Raw genomic sequence first — 16,285 nt, 5'->3', positions numbered from 1 at the left:
GCGTGCGTGCACGACTCGGCGATGTTGCCGCCGCTGGATCAGTACTTGAAGCGGAAGTTGAGGTAGTACTGGCGACCGTTGCTGTAGAACGAGGTCGGGATGGCCGCGGTCTGGTAGTACTTGTAGGTCGGGTTGTTGAGGTTGAGCGCATCGAAGCTGATGCTCAGCCAGTCGGTGGCCTTGTAGCTCAGCGACGCCGACAGGGTGCCGAAGTCATCCTGGTAGTACGGGTTGGCGCCGGACAGGCCGATCAGGAACGACGAACGGCGGGTGTAGCTGACGCGTGCACCGAAGGTATCGTTCTCGAAGTAGGCACCGACGTTGTAGGTGTTCTTCGAAGTACCCAGCAGGTTGTCGCTGCCATCGGCCCAGGTGTGGTCGGTGCTGCCATCGGCGTAGGTGTAGTTGGCATTGACACCGAAGTACTCGCCGATCGGCTGCTCATAGGCCACTTCGATACCGCGCACCTTGCCGTCGGCATTGCGCGGGCGGGAGATGTTGTATTCCTCGAGACGGTTGGTCAGCTCGCTGAACAGCATTTCCTTCTCGGTGCTGAAGGCGACGTAGTCCTTCAGGCGCATCGAGTAGGCACCGATCGACAACATGCCGCGCGGCATGAAGTACCACTCCAGGTTGGCGTCGAAGTTGGTCGACACCACCGGCTTCAACTTCGGATTGCCGCCACCGCCGGTCCGGTTCAGGTCCGAACCGTAGGACGAGGCACCCAGTGCCGAGAAGTCCGGCAGGGTCTGGGTCTGCGAGGCGGCCACGCGCAGCACCAGGTCGTCACGCAGGTCGTACTTGAAGTTGGCGCTCGGCAGCACACGGTTGTGCTTGTTCTCGAAAGCTTCGCGGGTCCACGCGCCGAACAGGCTGCTCACGTCCGGCACGGTCGAGCCGGTGGCGGCGGCGTAGGTATCGATATCCTGCTTGATGTTGACGTAGCGCAGGCCGACGTTGCCGCTCCAGCGGTCGCCGCTGAAGTTGCCCTGTACGTAGGCAGCGAAGTTCTTCTCGGACACCGTCCACTCGGCGCCGTAGTTGTGGCGGCCGGTCGGGCCGTCATTGCCGGACAGCCAGGTGGAGTTGTTGGTCACTGCTTCCTTCAGTGCGCCCGGGGTGAAGTACCACAGGTCACGCGGGAAGCTGCCACCGATGCCGTTGGCGAAGCCACCGGGGAAGTTGGCGGTGGCGCCGTTCTTCAGCGCATTCCAGATCGCGCCCGGGGTTGCGCCTTCCGGCGACTTGGCCTCGCGCTTGTGGTCGCCGAAGCGGGCGCCGAAATCAATCGAGTTCAGTACGCCAGCGTCGGCGAAGTACTGGTTGAAATCGAGCGTGGCCCACTTTTCCTTGTCGATCGCGGTGACCTGCTGGTTGCCCCAGGTGCCGAAGTCGCTCACGCCGCTCGGGCCGATGTTGCCACCGACGTTCCAGTCGATCGGCGAGCCGTTGCCGTGGGTTGCCCAGGTGGCGCCGCCACCACGGGCCAGGTTGACTTCGGCGATGTACTGGCGCGGCGTTTCGCCGGTGCCCTTGGTGCTGCCAGCCTGGAATTTCATGCCCAGGTTGTCGCTGATCTGCCAGTCGGCATCGAAGGTGATGTAGTTGGTCTTGGCCTTCGACTCGCGGTAGATCATGTCGTACACCGCGTAGTCGCGGTCGGCCTGGCCGGCGAAGGTGGCGTTGGACAGTACGCCATCCTTGATGACGTAACCCGGATTCGGGGCCTGGCCCGGAATCAGGATCTTGTTGCCATTGGCATCTTCAACGGTGCGGTCGTTGAGGATGCGGCCACCCCACAGCATGAAGTTGCGGTTGTAGTTGTTCGCCTTCAGTTCCGAGCTGAAGCCTTCCAGGCCCAGGGTCAGGTTGTCCATCGGCTTGAACTGCAGCGACACCAGGCCGCCCTTGCGCTCGCGGGTCTGTTCGAACAGGGTCGAGCCAAGCAGGCCCGGCGCGTATACGCCGGCCAGGTCCGGGTTGGACTTGGCCACGGTGCCATTCGGATCGATCTGGAAGAAACCGCCCGGGATTTCCTGCGCTTCACGGCGCAGCTCGCGCTTCTGGCTGAAGGCCTGCACCATCACGCCGAAGTTGCCTTCGTCGTTCTTGTAGTTGAACAGTGCCGACAGCTGCGGGTCGTTGGACTTGGCCTGGTCCGAACGCACCATGCCGATGGAGCCTTCCGCAGTGAGCTGCTTGGAGAATTCCAGCGGCTTGCGGGTGAGGATGTTGACGGTACCGGTGGTGCCGCCGTCCTGCAGCTTGGCCTGCGAGGACTTGTTCACTTCCACCGAGCGCACCAGTTCCGACGGCAGCAACGAGTAGCTCACGCTGCGGCCGACGTTGTTGCCCTGGCTGAGCACGAACCAGTCGGCGGTGCCGACGGTGTGGCCGTTGATCAGGGTCTGGGTCAGGCTCGGGCTGGTACCACGCAGGCTGACGCGGTCGGCTTCGTCGAAGCCGCCTTCGTCGGCGCTGGACGAGCTGATGTTCACGCCCGGCAGGCGCTGCAGGGTGTCGGCGACGTTGTGCGCGGGCAGCTTGCCCACGTCTTCGGCGGTGACCACTTCCACGCGCGCATTGGCTTCGCGCTTGGTGTCCAGCGATTTTTCCATCGACCCACGGATGCCGGTGACCTGCACGGTATCCAGGTCGGTGGCGGTCTGGGCGGCCTGCTGCGCATGTGCACTGAAGGCGATGCAGCTGACGATGGCGGCCGAAAGCAGGGTCTTGCGGGTGTTCATGATGTCTCTCCTCATCACTCGATTGGATGCCGGCGGCGGTGTTCGATTACGGTTGCGATGACATGCGCGGGGCGGCGGCGAAGTCCCGTGCGTTGGCGTGCCACGTACTGCGTGCTGCGATTGCGTTGAAGCCTGTTGCGGTGTCAGGCGGCCGACTGCTGCTGCAGGTACCAGCTGGCAGCGCCGACCACGCCCAGCTGGCCGTGCTCGACGACCTTCACCGGGATGCGTGCCAGCGCTTCGCCCATCGGCCCCTTCTGCAGGTAGCGTTCGACGAAGGTGCTGGCGTGCAGGTATTCGCGGATCTGCGGCAGGATGCCGCCGGCCAGGTAGACGCCACCATGGGCGCCGTAGAACAGCGCCATGTCGCCGATAGTGCTGCCGAGCAGGCCGCAGAACACATCCAGCGCCTGACGCGCATGCGCATCGCTGTCGGCCATGGCCGCAGCGGTGACCGCGTCGGGGCTGGCCAGGGTCGGCGCCTGGCCCTGCAGCGCGCATACCGCGCGGTACAGGTTCATCAGGCCCGGGCCGGAGATCGCGTGTTCGATCGACACGTGCGCGCGGTCGCGCTGCATGTGGCGGACGATGGCCATTTCCAGTTCGGTGCTGGCGGCCAGGGTCGGTTGGCCGGCTTCGGTCGGGAGCACCACCGGGCCGTGCGCGGTGGGGATCCACAGCGCGGCGCCGAGGCCGGTACCGGGGCCGACCACCAGGGTCGGGCCGCGGGCGGCGGTTTCCGGTCCGCACAGGTGCAGCACGCCACTGGCGTCAACCTGCGCGGCGGCATAGGCCACGGCTTCGAAGTCGTTGACGATGAAGACCCGCTGCAGGCCGACGTCGGCTTCCACCTGGCGTGCCGACAGCGGCCACGGCAGGTTGGCGGTGATCACCGTGCCGTCCTCGCGGGCGTAGCCGGCACTGGCGACCACGCAGTGCGTGGGCCGCGGGCCTTCGCCGAGGAAGTCGGACAGGATCGCGCTGAGGCCTGCATGGTCGGCGTTGCGGTACTTGCGGTACTCCAGCACCTGCACCGGATGGGCGGCATCACCGCTGGCCTGGACCCGGGCCACGCGCACATGGGTGCCACCGACGTCGGCGGCCAGGAACGAGGGCGCGATTCGGGACAGGACATGGGCCGGGGCGGGGTGGCTGGCGGTCACGCGGGCTCCTGCTGCAGGTGGGGCCGTCCCCAAGGTTCGAGGGCGGCGATTGGGGCGGAGTCTGTAACCGCGCTGACAACGATGTCAACGAGTTCGTGACACTTTCGTTGCTGCGTCGCAACGAATGCGGCGTGCAGTAAACGTTTACATGGCGTGAGCATGGGTTTCACGCTGGAACCGTTGCTGCACGGGGCTCAAGGGCTGCGGCGCATTCAGCACGATCCGCTGCCATCGGGTTGCGCAGTGCAGCACGAGGTTCACGCGGCCTCGCGGGGAAGTTGACAAACCGCGGTTGTCCATCGAAAGAATGTGACAACGTTGTTCCCAGCCACTCTCCGACGCCGCGTTCTGCGGCCGTCGCCGCAGGAGCCCTTCCCGATGTCCGCCGTCTCCGCTGCAAGCGTGCGCCCGAACGTGGCCACCTCCATCGCCATCGTCGGCGTGCTGTTCTTCCTGATCGGCTTCTTCACCTGGCTCAACGGCCCGCTGATCACCTTCGTCAAGCTCGCCTTCGAACTCAGCGAGGTCGGCGCCTTCCTGGTGCTGATGGTGTTCTACCTGTCCTACTTCTTCCTGGCCCTGCCGTCATCGTGGATTCTGCGCCGCACCGGCATGAAGAAGGGCCTGAGCCTGAGCCTGCTGGTGATGGCCGGGGGCGCCGCGCTGTTCGGCGAATTCGCCACCCAGCGCTGGTATCCGGGCGCGCTCGGCGGCCTGTTCGTGATCGGCAGCGGCCTGGCCCTGCTGCAGACCGCGATCAACCCCTACATCTCCATCCTTGGGCCCATCGAGACGGCGGCACGCCGCATCGCGTTGATGGGCATCTGCAACAAGATCGCCGGCATGCTCGCGCCGGTGCTGATCGGTACCGTGGTGCTGCATGGCATCGGCGACCTTGATGCGCAGGTGCAGGCGGCTGATGCGGTCACCAAGGCCGCGCTGCTCAACGAATTCGCCGCCAAGATCCATGTGCCGTACCTGGCCATGGCCGGCCTGCTGGTGCTGCTGGCGGTGGCCGTGCTGTTCTCGCCGCTGCCGGAAATCAAGTCGTCCGAAGCCAATGCCACGCCGGTTGCGGCCGGTGCCGCCGAGCGTCGCAGCATCTTCCAGTTCCCGCATCTGTGGCTGGGCGTGCTGTGCCTGTTCGTCTACGTGGGCGTGGAGGTGATGGCCGGCGATGCCATCGGTACCTACGGCCACGGCTTCGACCTGCCGCTGGACCAGACCAAGATGTTCACCTCGCTTACCCTGGGCGCAATGCTGGTCGGTTACGTGGTCGGCCTGCTGCTGATCCCCAAGGTTGTCTCGCAGTCGCGCTACCTGACCATTTCGGCGGTGCTGGGCGTGGTGTTCTGTCTTGGCGCCTGGGCCACCCACGGCTACGTGTCGGTGGCTTTCGTGGCCCTGCTGGGTTTTGCCAACGCCATGATGTGGCCGGCGATCTTCCCGCTGGCGATCCGTGGCCTGGGCCGCTTCACCGAGACCGGTTCGGCGCTGCTGGTGATGGGTATTGCCGGTGGCGCGATCATTCCGCAGCTGTTCGCCGTGCTCAAGCAGCACATCGACTTCCAGCTGGTGTTCGTGCTGCTGATGGTGCCCTGCTACCTGTACATCCTGTTCTATTCGGTGGTCGGCCACCGCGCCGGCCTGCCGCAGGAGCGCTGATCGGCGATGATGGACGGCAGCCAACCCCAGGGAAAACCCATGCGCAGAGCGACCATCAAGGACGTTGCGGAGAAGGCCAAGGTCTCGCTGAAGACGGTCTCGCGGGTGATCAACAACGAGCCCTCGGTGATGCAGGCCACCCGTGCGCGGGTGCTGCGTGCCATCGCCGAACTCGACTACGAGCCCGATCCGTCCGCGCGCAACCTGCGCAGCGGCACCACCTTCGTGATCGGGCTGGTCTACGACAACCCGAACCCGTACCACATCATCGGCGTGCAGAACGGCGTGCTGGCCGCATGCCGCGAGACCGGTTTCGGCCTGCAGATCCATCCCTGCGACTCCAGCTCGCCGCTGTTGGCCGATGAACTGGCCGACTGGGTGCAGCGTTCGCGGCTGGCCGGGCTGGTGCTGACCGCACCGATGTCCGAGCGCCGCGACCTGATCCAGGCGTTGACCGCACGCGGCATCAAGCTGGTGCGCATCATCGCCGCCACCGAAGACCCGGCCGACGGCGCCTGCGTGTTCGTCGACGACCGTGAGGCGGCCTATGAGATCACCGAGCACCTGATCCAGCTGGGTCACCAGCGCATCGGCTTCCTCTGGGGCGGCATCTCGCACCGTTCCTCCGGCGAGCGCTACGCCGGTTACGAAGCCGCGCTGAAGGACTACGGCATGACCGTGGACAAGCACCTGGTGGTGCAGGGCGACTACACCTTCGATGACGGTTTCCGCGGTGCGCGCCGCCTGCTGGCGCTGCGCGAACCGCCCACCGCCATCTTCGGTTCCAACGATGAAATCGCCGCCGGTGTGCTGGCCGCTGCCAAGTCGGCCGGCATGAACGTGCCGTACGACCTGTCCATCGCCGGTTTCGAGGACAGCCCGTTCTCGCGCCAGTCGTGGCCGCCGCTGACCACCGCCAAGCAGGCCACCGAGGACATCGCCCGCCACGCCGCGCGCCTGCTGATCGCGCAGCTGCGCAGCGACGCCTACGACGATGCGCCGGCACCGCTGCACAACCAGGGCTTCGTGCCGCAGCTGGTGGTGCGTGGTTCGACCGCGCCGATGCGCCCCGCCGGCGCACGCCCCCTTCCTTCCGATCCTGCCTGAGCCTGCCATGTCGCTGTCAGACCCCACGTCCACCCTGATGTTCGCCGAGGCCGCTGAAGCGGCCGACGTGGTCGCGCGCCAGTTCTCGCGCAACCACGCCACCATGGAAACCCTGGCCGCCAGCCTGCGTGCTGCACCGCCGCCGTTCGTGGTCACCTGTGCACGCGGCAGCTCCGACCACGCCGCCACCTATGGCAAGTATCTGCTGGAAACCCAGCTGGGCCTGGTGGTCGCGTCGGCCTCGCCATCGGTGGGGTCGGTCTACGCCGCACCATTGCAGCTGCGCGGCGCACTGTTCATCGTCATCTCGCAGTCGGGCAAGAGCCCGGACCTGCTGCGCAACGCCGAGGCCGCCAAGGCGGCCGGTGCGCGCGTGATCGCGCTGGTCAACGTCGAGGATTCACCGCTGGCGCAGCTGGCCGACACGGTCATTCCGCTGCACGCGGGTGCCGAAAAGAGCGTGGCGGCGACCAAGAGTTACCTGGCGTCGCTGGCCGCGCTGCTGCAGCTGGCCGCGTACTGGAAGCAGGACAGCAGCCTGCGCGCGGCGCTGGACCTGCTGCCCGACGCGCTGCGTGAGGCGTGGCAGTGCGACTGGAGCGCGGTGACCGAAGGCCTGGTCGAGGCCACCAACCTGTTCGTGCTCGGCCGTGGCCTGGGCCTGGGGGCGGCGCAGGAAGCGGCGCTGAAGTTCAAGGAAACCTGCAGCCTGCATGCCGAAGCCTACAGCTCGGCTGAAGTGAAGCACGGCCCGATGGCGCTGGTCGACCGCGGCTTCCCGGTGCTGGCCTTTGCCCAGCCGGATGAAACCGGCGCCGGCACCCGTGCCGTCGTCGAGGAATTCACCGCGCGTGGCGCACAGGTATGGATGGCCGGTGCTGGCGGCAACCTGCCGGTGGCTGCTGCGCCGCACCCGCTGTGCGCACCGCTGCTGACCGTGCAGAGCTTCTACCGCGCGATCAATGCGCTGGCGCTGCGTCGTGGCTTCAACCCGGACCTGCCGCCGCATCTGAACAAGGTCACGGAGACGGTGTGATGGCGACGGTCCTGCGCAATGCTCGCATTCTCGCCGGCGATGAATTCCGCGACGATCTGGCGGTGGTGATCGAGGACGGTCGCATCAGCGCGCTGCTGCCCGATGCGGCACCGCAGCTGGGCCACGCTGCAGAGCAGGTGGACCTGGGCGGCGGTTGGCTGCTGCCCGGCTTCATCGACGTGCAGGTCAATGGTGGCGGTGGCGCGCTGTTCAACAACACGCCCGATGTCGCCTCGCTGCGCACCATCGCGCAGGCGCACCGCCGCTTCGGCACCACCGCGATGCTGCCAACGCTGATCAGCGACGACGTGGCTGTGATGCGCGAAGCAATCGCTGCGATGCGCGAAGCGATCGCGCAGGGTGTGCCCGGCGTGATCGGCATCCACCTGGAAGGCCCGTACATCGCGCCGGCGCGCAAGGGCACCCACGATCCCAGCAAGTTCCGCGTGCCGGACGAAGAAGAAATCGCGCTGGCCGCCTCGCTGGACAACGGCGTGACCCTGCTGACACTGGCACCGGAACGCGTGCCGCTGGAAACCATCCGCGCGCTGGTCGAACGTGGCGTGATCGTTGCTGCTGGCCACACTGCTGGCACGTACGAAGAAATTCGTGCCGGCCTGGATGCTGGCGTGCGTGGCTTCACCCACCTGTACAACGCGATGTCGCCGTTGCAGGGGCGTGAGCCCGGTGCGGTGGGCGCTGCGCTCGAGGACCGCGACAGCTGGATCGGCATCATTGTCGATGGCGTGCATGTGCACCCGGCCAGCCTGCGCGTGGCGCTGGCAGCCAAGCCGCGCGGTCGCCTGCTGCTGGTGACCGATGCGATGCCGCCGGTTGGCGCCGACGATCCCAGTTACGTGCTGTATGGCGAAACCATCACCGCCATCGACGGCGTGGTGCGCAATGCTGCCGGTTCGCTGGCCGGCTCGGCGCTGGACATGGCCACTGCGGTGCGCAACACCGTGCAGCTGCTCGGCCAGCCGCTGGCCGAAGCCGCACGCATGGCCTCGACTTACCCGGCGCAGTTCCTCAACGTCGACGACCGCCTGGGCCATATCGCCGAGGGTTACCAGGCCGACCTGGTGCTGCTGGATGATGCCCTGCAGGTGCGGGGCACCTGGATTGCCGGGCAGTACGAGGCCGCCTGATGAACAGTTCGCCGCCACGCCGGCTGGGCTCGATCGATGCCCTGCGCGGCATCACCGTGGCGGCGATGCTGCTGGTCAATAACCCGGGTGACTGGAGTGCGGTGTTTGCACCGCTGCGTCATTCGGACTGGCATGGCTGCACGCCGACCGATCTGGTGTTCCCGTTCTTCCTGTTCCTGGTCGGTGTGTCGATGGCCTTCAGCGTGGCGCCGCGCGCGCAGGATGCGGCGGCGCGACCCGCGTTGGCGCGCGGCGTGCTGGAGCGAGCGCTGCGCATCCTGGTGGCCGGTGCGCTGCTGCATCTGCTGATCTGGTGGGCACTGGATACGCATCACTTCCGCATCTGGGGCGTGCTGCAACGCATCGCGGTGTGTGCGGCGTTGGTGGGCGTACTGGCGGTCTACGCGCGACCACGCGTGCAGGTGGGCGCTTTGATCGCGCTGTTGGTGGGGTACACCCTGTTGCTGCTGGGCATCGGCGACCTGGCGCCGTGGACCAACCCGGCCAGCCGCCTGGATACCGCGCTGTTCGCACCGTGGATCTACCAGTGGCATGCCGATACCGGACTGGGCCATGACCCGGAAGGATTGCTGAGCACGCTGGGGGCGCTGGCCAGTACCGTGCTCGGCCTGCTTGCCGGTGGCCTGCTGCGCAACGGGCGTTCGGCGGCATTGGCAGGGCTGGGCGTGGCGACCGCTGTGCTGGGCCTGCTGCTGGCCGTGGTTCTGCCGTTGAACAAGCAGCTGTGGACGCCCAGCTACGTGCTGTGGACCGGCGGCCTGGCCGCGCTGGCGCTGTGGCTGGGCCACGTGCTGATCGACCAGAAGGGTTGGCCGGCACTCGGCCGGCGCTTCGGGGTCAATGCGATCACCGCGTACCTGGGGGCATCGGTGATGTCGGTGGTGCTGATGGCCACCGGGATCTGGGGGTGGATCTGGCAGCAGCTGGCCACCGCGATGCCGCAGGCGCTGGAGCTGGCGTCGATGCTGCAGGCGCTGGTGTTCGTCGCACTGTGGTGGGGCGTGGCGTGGTGGCTGGATAAGCGGAAGATCTACCTGAAGATCTGACCCCATCCGCCAACGGCATCCAGGCATGACGTAGATTTACCAGGTGCCATGAGCGAATCGATTGGCGATGCAGGATCAGTAGATCCACGCCATGCATGGATGCTTTGCGCGTGATTCCGGATGCCGGAAAAAATGAATGATTTCAGCCACATCACATCGGCGTGAGGGCTGGGCGATTTCACATCTGAACTGTGATTTCCCGCACGCAAGTTCACCTATCGAAATGGTTCACCACACGGCAGACTGCAAGCGCCGTGCCGCACATACGCAGTTCCTGATTTCCCGCCCAGGAGTGCCCCATGTACCGTGCCGTTCCGCGTGCGTTCCGTCCGCGCCGCCTTGCTGTTTCCGTGTTGCAGGCCCTCGCCGTTCCCTCCCTGCTTCTGACGACCGCCAGCGTTGCCTGGGCCGGCTGCAACAGCCCGGCACCGACCGCCGGCCAGACGGTCACCTGTGATACAAACGCGCCGAATCCGCAGACCACTCCCGTTGCCGCAAATGGTGCGGCCGGCATCACCGTCAATGTCGCCGCCGGTGCACAGCTGCAGCAGAGTGGTGGTGGATCGGCCATCGCGCTGGTCGGCGCCGGTGGTCACCTGCTGTCAAACCAGGGCGCGATCAGTTCGGTCGGCGGTGTAACCGTGCAGCTTGGGGGTGGCAGCCGCGTCGACAACACCGGCAGCATCAGCACCGGCAACAACACCGCCCTGCAGTTCGTCGGTGCGGGCGACAGCGTGCTGGTCAATCGAGGAGCGATCAGCGGGCGCACCGGCGTACAGTTCGATGCGGGCAATGATCGCCTCGAGATGCAGAGCGGCAGCATCACCGGCGGCGTCCTGCAGGGCGATGGCAATGATGTGCTGCTGCTCAGCGATGGCACGATCGACAGCGTCGACCAGGGCGGCGGCGATGACCAGATGACCGGCACCGGCGGCGCCGTCACCGGCGTGGTGGCGCAGGGCAGTGGCCGCGATGATTTCATCATGAGTGGCGGCACCATCGGCGCGCTGCAGCAGGGCGACAACATCGATACCTTCCGCATGAGCGGTGGCCGCATCATCGGCGCGTTCGAGGATGGCGACCAGGCCTGGATGACCGCTGGCCGCATCGGCCGCGTCAACATGAAGCTGGACAAGAACCTGTGGGACCAGTCTGGCGGTACGGTGGACGGCAACGTGGTCACCGGCTTCGACACCGATACCATCATCATCTCGGGCACGGCCTACATCGGCGGCAACATCAGTGTCAGTGGCGGCAACGACAGCGTGACCATCACCGACGGCACCGTGCGCGGGCAGGTGCTGCTCAGTACCGGCAGCGACACCTTCAACTGGAGTGGCGGTGGCATCGTCTACGGCGCGATCGACATGGGGCCGGACAACGATGTGGCCAACCTCAGCAGCCTCAACCAGGGCAACCTCGGTGCGGTGCCGCTGTTGGACGGCGGCAGTGGCATCGACCAGCTCAACTTCAACAACGTCAAGACCACGGGCGTGGGCCGCTTCCAGAACTGGGAGGCGATCAGCCTGGCCAACAGCACCGAGCTGACCTTTGATGGCGATCTGGTGCTGGGCGACAGCGGAACCGGCACCGGCACGCTCACGGTGGATGACACCAGCACCGTCTACGCGGGCAGTGGTAGCCATGCCGTCCGTCCGTTCAACAGTGGTGGACTGGTGGAGATGGTCAATGCCGGGCGCATCGACCTGACCGGTACTGGCGCCGGCGACGTGTTCACCGTGCGTGGCAACTACCGCGGTGACGGTGGTGGTCTGTACCTGCGCACCGTTCTGGGGGCGGATAATTCAACCAGCGACCGCCTGGTGATCGATGGTGGTGCCGTCACCGGCACGACCGGCATCGGCGTGCTCAATGCCGGCGGCAGCGGCGCTGCCACGTTGGCCGATGGCATCCTGGTGGTGCAGGCCTTGAATGGTGGCCGCACCGCGCCGGGCGCGTTTTCGCTGTTCGCACCGGTCGCGGCCGGCGCCTACGAGTACTTCCTGTTCAAGGGTGGTGTCAGTGCCGGTACCAGCGAGAACTGGTACCTGCGCTCGACCCTGGTGGCCGGCCCGGCACCGGCGCCAAACGGAAGCGGTATCAATGGCGTGCCGCCGCCGCCGACGCCACCCGTCGCACCACCGCCACCGATCACCCCGGCACCGCCGCCGCCGCCCGAAGGCGCCCCCGATCCAGACCTGACAGCCGGCGAGACCGCACCACCGCCGCCGCCACCGGAACCGGCGCCTGTGGCGCCGCCCAGTGATCCAGCGGTACCGGACGTGCCGGTGGCCGGCGGTGCGCTGCCCGGAACCGGTGCGCCGCCGACGCCGGGCGCACGCCCCGCCGAAGGCGCGGTGGTGCCGCTGTACCGCGTGGAGACTGCTGCCTATGCCGTGGTGCCGCCGCTGCTGCGCGAGACCTCGCTGGCCAGCCTGGGTACCTTCCACGAGCGGCAGGGCGAGCAGCGCCTGCTGTACAGCCAGGGTGCGTTCCGCACCGCCTGGGGCCGTCTGGTGGGGCAGAGCAGCGAGATCCACTGGAAGGGCGATTCGCAGCCCGGCTTCGATGGCGATGTGATGGGCCTGCAGGCCGGTCTGGATGTGTGGGCTGCTGCCTCTGACAACCACCGCAACCAGATCGGCGTGTTCGTCGGCCGCACCCGCGCGCAGGGCAAGACCACCGGCCTGGCACTGGGCTGGGAGAACGTGCAGGTAGGCCAGAACCGCCTGGACGACAAGCACGTGGGCCTGTACTGGACCTTCACCGACAGCAGTGGCGGCTACATCGACGCCGTGGCGATGCAGAGCCGCTACGACGGCCGCGTACGTTCCTCGCGCGGGCTCGGCTTCGGGATCAAGGGTGATGGCACCAGCGTGTCGGTGGAGGCGGGCAAACCGCTGCTGCACTTCGGGCAGTCGGCGTGGTGGCTGGAACCGCAGGTGCAGGTGATCTGGCAACGCACCTCGCTGGACGACCGCCGCGATGAGGTGTCGAGCGTACGCTTCGACAACGACAACGCCTGGACCGGCCGCATCGGCCTGCGCCTTGCCGGCGACTATCAGCTGGCCGACAACGGCTGGCAGCCGTACTTCAAGCTCAACTACTGGCATGGCCGTTCCGGCGAAGACCGCGTCGGCTTCGACAACGACACGATCATCAATTCGCAGCGCTCGCGTGCACTGGAGGCCGGCGTCGGTGTGGTCGGGCGCTTCAACCGCACCATCAGTGCGTACGCGGTGGCCGACTACACCCGCGAACTGGGTGGCGATCGCAACGAGAAGCGCCGCATCATCGAAGGCAACATCGGCCTGCGCGCGGACTGGTAGCGCGCGGTGCAGATGTCATGACCCGCTCTGGTAGGCGCCGACCTTGGCCGACACGATGCTTCTCGCTGCCATGACCTGCTGGTAGGCGCCGACCTTGGCCGGCACAGGGCCAATCGACGCCATGATCCGCTCTGGTGGGTGTCGACCTTGGTCGACACGATGCTTCTCGCTGCCATGACCTGCTCTGGTAGGTGCCGACCTTGGTCGGCACGAATCCCACCGATGCCATGACCTCCGCGCAGCCCAGCAACGGCTCGGCTCTACAGCAGCGGTGCGCACGCATCCGGTTCCACCAGCGCGCCGGCATGATCGGCCAACACCACCATTGCGTGCAGCAGGCCTTCCTCCACCTGCGGCGGACACTGCGCCTGCGCATCGTCCGTCTCGCGCGCAGACTGTGCAGCCAGCAGTACCCCGCCGCACGCAGACAACGCCGCCAGGCAACGCGTCGCCTCGGCCAGTTCCCGACCGCGCCCCTCGCTGAGTTGCCGCTCGCGCCACGCCTGGCCGTCGGCTGCGTGGCTGTGAGCGATGCCGCGCAACCGCGCGAAGAATGCGGAGAGCGGCGCCTGTTCGTTGGCTTCGGCGAGTGCATCTTCCAACGCTTCGGCGGCGGTAGTGGGCAGCTGCAGGCCGGGCAGTGCAGCGCCGAGCAATGCCTGCAGGCGTGGATAGGTGGGGTGGGGCGTGTTCATGGCGGCAACCTCACGAGGCAAGGCCACCTGCGGCGTGCAAGGTGGCGGGCGGTGCGGGTTGGCGTGCCGGTCAAAATCGAAACGAAAAAAAAGCCGACGGATCACGAGGATCCCCACGCACCGCCCGCCATGGGCAAGCCGGTGCATTGTCGCGATTGCCGCTGAGGCGGCAACTCGATCGTTTCGATGTTTGATTCAGGACGCCAATCCCGGCCAGCGCAGGAGGCGCCGACGGAGGCAACCTTCTCGCGTTCTACGTGGCAATGACATGGGCAAAGTTGCAATTTACTGATCGCGTGCACGCTGTCTTGCTGCAACCCGCGGCGGGGCCAGATACGACAGTTCGCGCATGGCGAAAGCCATCACCTGCGGGCTATGCTGTGCGCCTGCCTCAACGACAAGGAAACGTCACATGCAGGTTCGCAAGGGAGTGCGTCGCATCGGCGCGCTGATGCTCGTGTTGCTGGCGACCGGCGCCATGGCCGATACGCCAGGCGCGGTCGAGGTGCCCTCGCCGGTGGCCCAGGCCGAGATCCTCAATCTGCTTGAACGCCAGGCGCTGTATCGGGATCGGGTGGACTGGGCCGCCACCCGCGTACGCCTGCAATCGGCGCAGGGCGACCCGGCGCAACGGCTGGCCGTTCTGCGCGAAGCCATTGCGGTCAGCACGGGCAATCATGGCGGATGGACGACGACCCAGCGCCAGAGCGAATCCCTTGCGCGCGCGCAGCAGGCCGGCGCCGCCGCCGTGGACCGGGCCAAGGCGGCCGATGCGGTGGATATGCGCATCGGCTGGGTGGTCATCGAGGGTTATGCCTCCACGCCGGGCGCGACGCCGCAGGAAAAGTTCCGCCAGGACATCCAGCGTGCCGCGCGGTGGCAGCAGGTCATCCGCAGCAAGGACGACGGCGCGCGCTGTGGCTGGATCGTCGACCTGCGTGACAACAGCGGTGGCAACATGTGGCCGATGCTGCTGGGCATGGCACCGCTGCTGCGCACCTCGGTAGTGAACAACGAAGATGTGGGGTCGTTCGAAACTGCACAGGGGCCGGAGCGCTGGACGTTGACCGCGACCGCCGTGCAGCGTGCAGGCAAGTCGGTGCTGGACTTCGGCCAGTCCGGCTATGTGCTGCGGCAGCCCGGCGCGCCGGTGGCGGTGCTGTTCGGGCCGCGCACCGGCAGTTCGGGCGAGGCCTCGGTGCTGGCGTGGCGTGGTCGTCCGCAGACGCGGAGTTTCGGTCAGCCCACTGCGGGTGTCTCCACTGGCAATGTCGTGCACACGCTTGCCGATGGCAGTCGCCTGCTGCTGACCACCACCGTGATGCGCGACCGCAATGATCGTGGTGATGGCTTGAAGATCGAGCCCGACCAGCGTATCGAGGGTGATGCCGCCACTTTGGCCGCCGCCCAAGCCTGGCTGCTGGCCCAACCCGCCTGCCAGGGCCGCTGATCCATGATCCTGATCGGCCAGCAGGAGCGGGTGGTGGTGGTCGGCCCGACCGAAGCCCACCATTGCCTGCGCTGCCAGACGGAAACCGAGTTCGCCCCGCAACTGCGCTACAAAATGGCGCGCATCGACCTGCTGTTTGGCCTCACCTACCAGCGCCGCTACGAGCTGGCCTGCACCCGGTGCGAGCACGGCTGGGTGCTGGATACCGAGACCATGGACCAGCAGCTGGGCGGGGTGCCGATCCCGTGGCGGCACCGCTTCGGCCTGCCGTTGATGCTGGTCGGCGTGGCCGGGCTGGCCGCGCTGGGCTGGCTGTGGCGGCACGGATTCCTCGGTTGAGGAGCGGGCCTGTTAAAGTCTGCCCTGCAACCACGTACCGGAACCGACCATGGACCACGACACCCCGTTCGAACCCCTCAACGACCTCGAGGTGCGCCTGCTGCAGGCCCAGGACGGCACGCTGACCGCATCGCAGTTCCTCGATGGCCTGCTGACCTCGACGGCGTTCGTGCTGCTGGACAAGGCCATCGGCGAAGACGGTGCCTGGGACGAGAGCATCTCGCCGCTGGTGCTGACCAGCGAGAGCGGCGAGCCGATGTTCGCGGTGTTCACCGCGCCCGAGCGCGCGGGCCTGTGGCACGAGCAGCTGCCGCAGTTCGCGCATGCCATGCCGATCGCGGTGCACGCGCTGCTGGCCGGGATCGGCGACGGCGTCGGCCTGGTGCTGAACCCCGGCCTGGACGTGGGCATGGAGATGATTCCCGATGCCGTGGCCCAGCTGAAGCAGCGTGCGGCGGCGATCACCCGCGGCATGGCGCACTGAGCCAGGAACCACGTTCGGCAAGGGGCGCATGTGGCTGCAATGCTCTGCACGAAAC

12 protein-coding genes are annotated in these 16,285 nt (G+C 66.9%); 9 read left to right on the top strand and 3 right to left on the bottom strand.

What is annotated here, in order from left to right; all coding sequences use genetic code 11:
- Nucleotides 1-38: 38 nt before the first annotated feature.
- Nucleotides 39-2,747 (bottom strand): TonB-dependent receptor, encoded by a 2,709-nt coding sequence (locus CKW06_RS19960; protein WP_024957033.1) that lies wholly within the window; start codon nt 2,745-2,747, stop codon nt 39-41.
- 143 nt (nt 2,748-2,890) lie between these two features.
- Nucleotides 2,891-3,910, bottom strand: a complete 1,020-nt coding sequence (locus tag CKW06_RS19955) for a glucokinase family protein (protein ID WP_024957032.1) — start codon at nt 3,908-3,910, stop codon at nt 2,891-2,893.
- A 378-nt stretch (nt 3,911-4,288) separates the two neighbouring features.
- Between CKW06_RS19955 and CKW06_RS19950 the strand changes: the two genes are divergently transcribed.
- The 6 genes from CKW06_RS19950 to CKW06_RS19925 all read left to right on the top strand — a co-directional run bounded on the left by CKW06_RS19950 (nt 4,289) and on the right by CKW06_RS19925 (nt 13,262).
- Nucleotides 4,289-5,575 carry a sugar MFS transporter gene (locus tag CKW06_RS19950; RefSeq protein ID WP_024957031.1) on the top strand — a complete coding sequence of 429 codons (1,287 nt, stop codon included), beginning with the start codon at nt 4,289-4,291 and terminating at the stop codon, nt 5,573-5,575.
- 39 nt (nt 5,576-5,614) lie between these two features.
- A complete protein-coding gene (locus tag CKW06_RS19945) occupies nt 5,615-6,682 on the top strand; it encodes a LacI family DNA-binding transcriptional regulator (protein WP_006391719.1) in 1,068 nt (355 codons plus the stop codon).
- Nucleotides 6,683-6,689: 7 nt separating this feature from the next.
- Nucleotides 6,690-7,718, top strand: coding sequence for an SIS domain-containing protein (locus CKW06_RS19940; protein WP_005411044.1), 1,029 nt, complete (start codon nt 6,690-6,692; stop codon nt 7,716-7,718).
- Nucleotides 7,718-8,866 carry an N-acetylglucosamine-6-phosphate deacetylase gene (nagA, locus tag CKW06_RS19935; protein ID WP_024957030.1) on the top strand — a complete coding sequence of 383 codons (1,149 nt, stop codon included), beginning with the start codon at nt 7,718-7,720 and terminating at the stop codon, nt 8,864-8,866. The genes CKW06_RS19940 and nagA overlap by 1 nt, the downstream gene beginning before the upstream one ends.
- Complete coding sequence (locus CKW06_RS19930) at nt 8,866-9,933, top strand: acyltransferase family protein (protein WP_024957029.1); 1,068 nt, start codon at nt 8,866-8,868, stop codon at nt 9,931-9,933. The genes nagA and CKW06_RS19930 overlap by 1 nt, the downstream gene beginning before the upstream one ends.
- Nucleotides 9,934-10,232: 299 nt before the next feature.
- On the top strand, nt 10,233-13,262 hold the full coding sequence (locus tag CKW06_RS19925; RefSeq protein ID WP_024957028.1) for an autotransporter family protein: 3,030 nt from the start codon (nt 10,233-10,235) through the stop codon (nt 13,260-13,262).
- Between the two features lie 260 nt (nt 13,263-13,522).
- Here the strand turns inward: CKW06_RS19925 and CKW06_RS19920 are convergent, their stop codons facing one another.
- A complete protein-coding gene (locus CKW06_RS19920) occupies nt 13,523-13,957 on the bottom strand; it encodes a hypothetical protein (RefSeq protein WP_024957027.1) in 435 nt (144 codons plus the stop codon).
- 412 nt (nt 13,958-14,369) lie between these two features.
- Here CKW06_RS19920 and CKW06_RS19915 point away from each other — a divergent pair, with 412 nt between their 5' ends.
- From CKW06_RS19915 to CKW06_RS19905, 3 genes are read left to right on the top strand one after another with little or no spacing between them, the layout of a single operon-like run.
- Nucleotides 14,370-15,407 (top strand): S41 family peptidase, encoded by a 1,038-nt coding sequence (locus CKW06_RS19915; protein ID WP_024957026.1) that lies wholly within the window; start codon nt 14,370-14,372, stop codon nt 15,405-15,407.
- Nucleotides 15,408-15,410: 3 nt separating this feature from the next.
- A complete protein-coding gene (locus CKW06_RS19910) occupies nt 15,411-15,746 on the top strand; it encodes a hypothetical protein (protein WP_024957025.1) in 336 nt (111 codons plus the stop codon).
- Between the two features lie 49 nt (nt 15,747-15,795).
- Complete coding sequence (locus CKW06_RS19905; protein ID WP_005411035.1) at nt 15,796-16,230, top strand: SseB family protein; 435 nt, start codon at nt 15,796-15,798, stop codon at nt 16,228-16,230.
- Nucleotides 16,231-16,285: the final 55 nt, after the last annotated feature.

This window comes from Stenotrophomonas maltophilia, assembly GCF_900186865.1.
GTDB lineage: Bacteria > Pseudomonadota > Gammaproteobacteria > Xanthomonadales > Xanthomonadaceae > Stenotrophomonas > Stenotrophomonas maltophilia.
The sequence above is the reverse complement of the archived record's forward strand: the minus strand, read 5'-3'. Positions and strand labels throughout refer to the sequence as shown.

What these genes read in the sequence shown, in the direction of transcription:
- CKW06_RS19905 (WP_005411035.1), top strand. Translation starts at nt 15,796, where the DNA reads ATGGACCACGACACCCCGTTCGAACCCCTCAACGACCTCGAGGTGCGC.
- CKW06_RS19925 (WP_024957028.1), top strand. Translation starts at nt 10,233, where the DNA reads ATGTACCGTGCCGTTCCGCGTGCGTTCCGTCCGCGCCGCCTTGCTGTT.
- CKW06_RS19930 (WP_024957029.1), top strand. Translation starts at nt 8,866, where the DNA reads ATGAACAGTTCGCCGCCACGCCGGCTGGGCTCGATCGATGCCCTGCGC.
- nagA (WP_024957030.1), top strand. Translation starts at nt 7,718, where the DNA reads ATGGCGACGGTCCTGCGCAATGCTCGCATTCTCGCCGGCGATGAATTC.
- CKW06_RS19940 (WP_005411044.1), top strand. Translation starts at nt 6,690, where the DNA reads ATGTCGCTGTCAGACCCCACGTCCACCCTGATGTTCGCCGAGGCCGCT.
- CKW06_RS19960 (WP_024957033.1), bottom strand. Translation starts at nt 2,747, where the DNA reads ATGAACACCCGCAAGACCCTGCTTTCGGCCGCCATCGTCAGCTGCATC.
- CKW06_RS19950 (WP_024957031.1), top strand. Translation starts at nt 4,289, where the DNA reads ATGTCCGCCGTCTCCGCTGCAAGCGTGCGCCCGAACGTGGCCACCTCC.
- CKW06_RS19910 (WP_024957025.1), top strand. Translation starts at nt 15,411, where the DNA reads ATGATCCTGATCGGCCAGCAGGAGCGGGTGGTGGTGGTCGGCCCGACC.
- CKW06_RS19915 (WP_024957026.1), top strand. Translation starts at nt 14,370, where the DNA reads ATGCAGGTTCGCAAGGGAGTGCGTCGCATCGGCGCGCTGATGCTCGTG.
- CKW06_RS19920 (WP_024957027.1), bottom strand. Translation starts at nt 13,957, where the DNA reads ATGAACACGCCCCACCCCACCTATCCACGCCTGCAGGCATTGCTCGGC.
- CKW06_RS19945 (WP_006391719.1), top strand. Translation starts at nt 5,615, where the DNA reads ATGCGCAGAGCGACCATCAAGGACGTTGCGGAGAAGGCCAAGGTCTCG.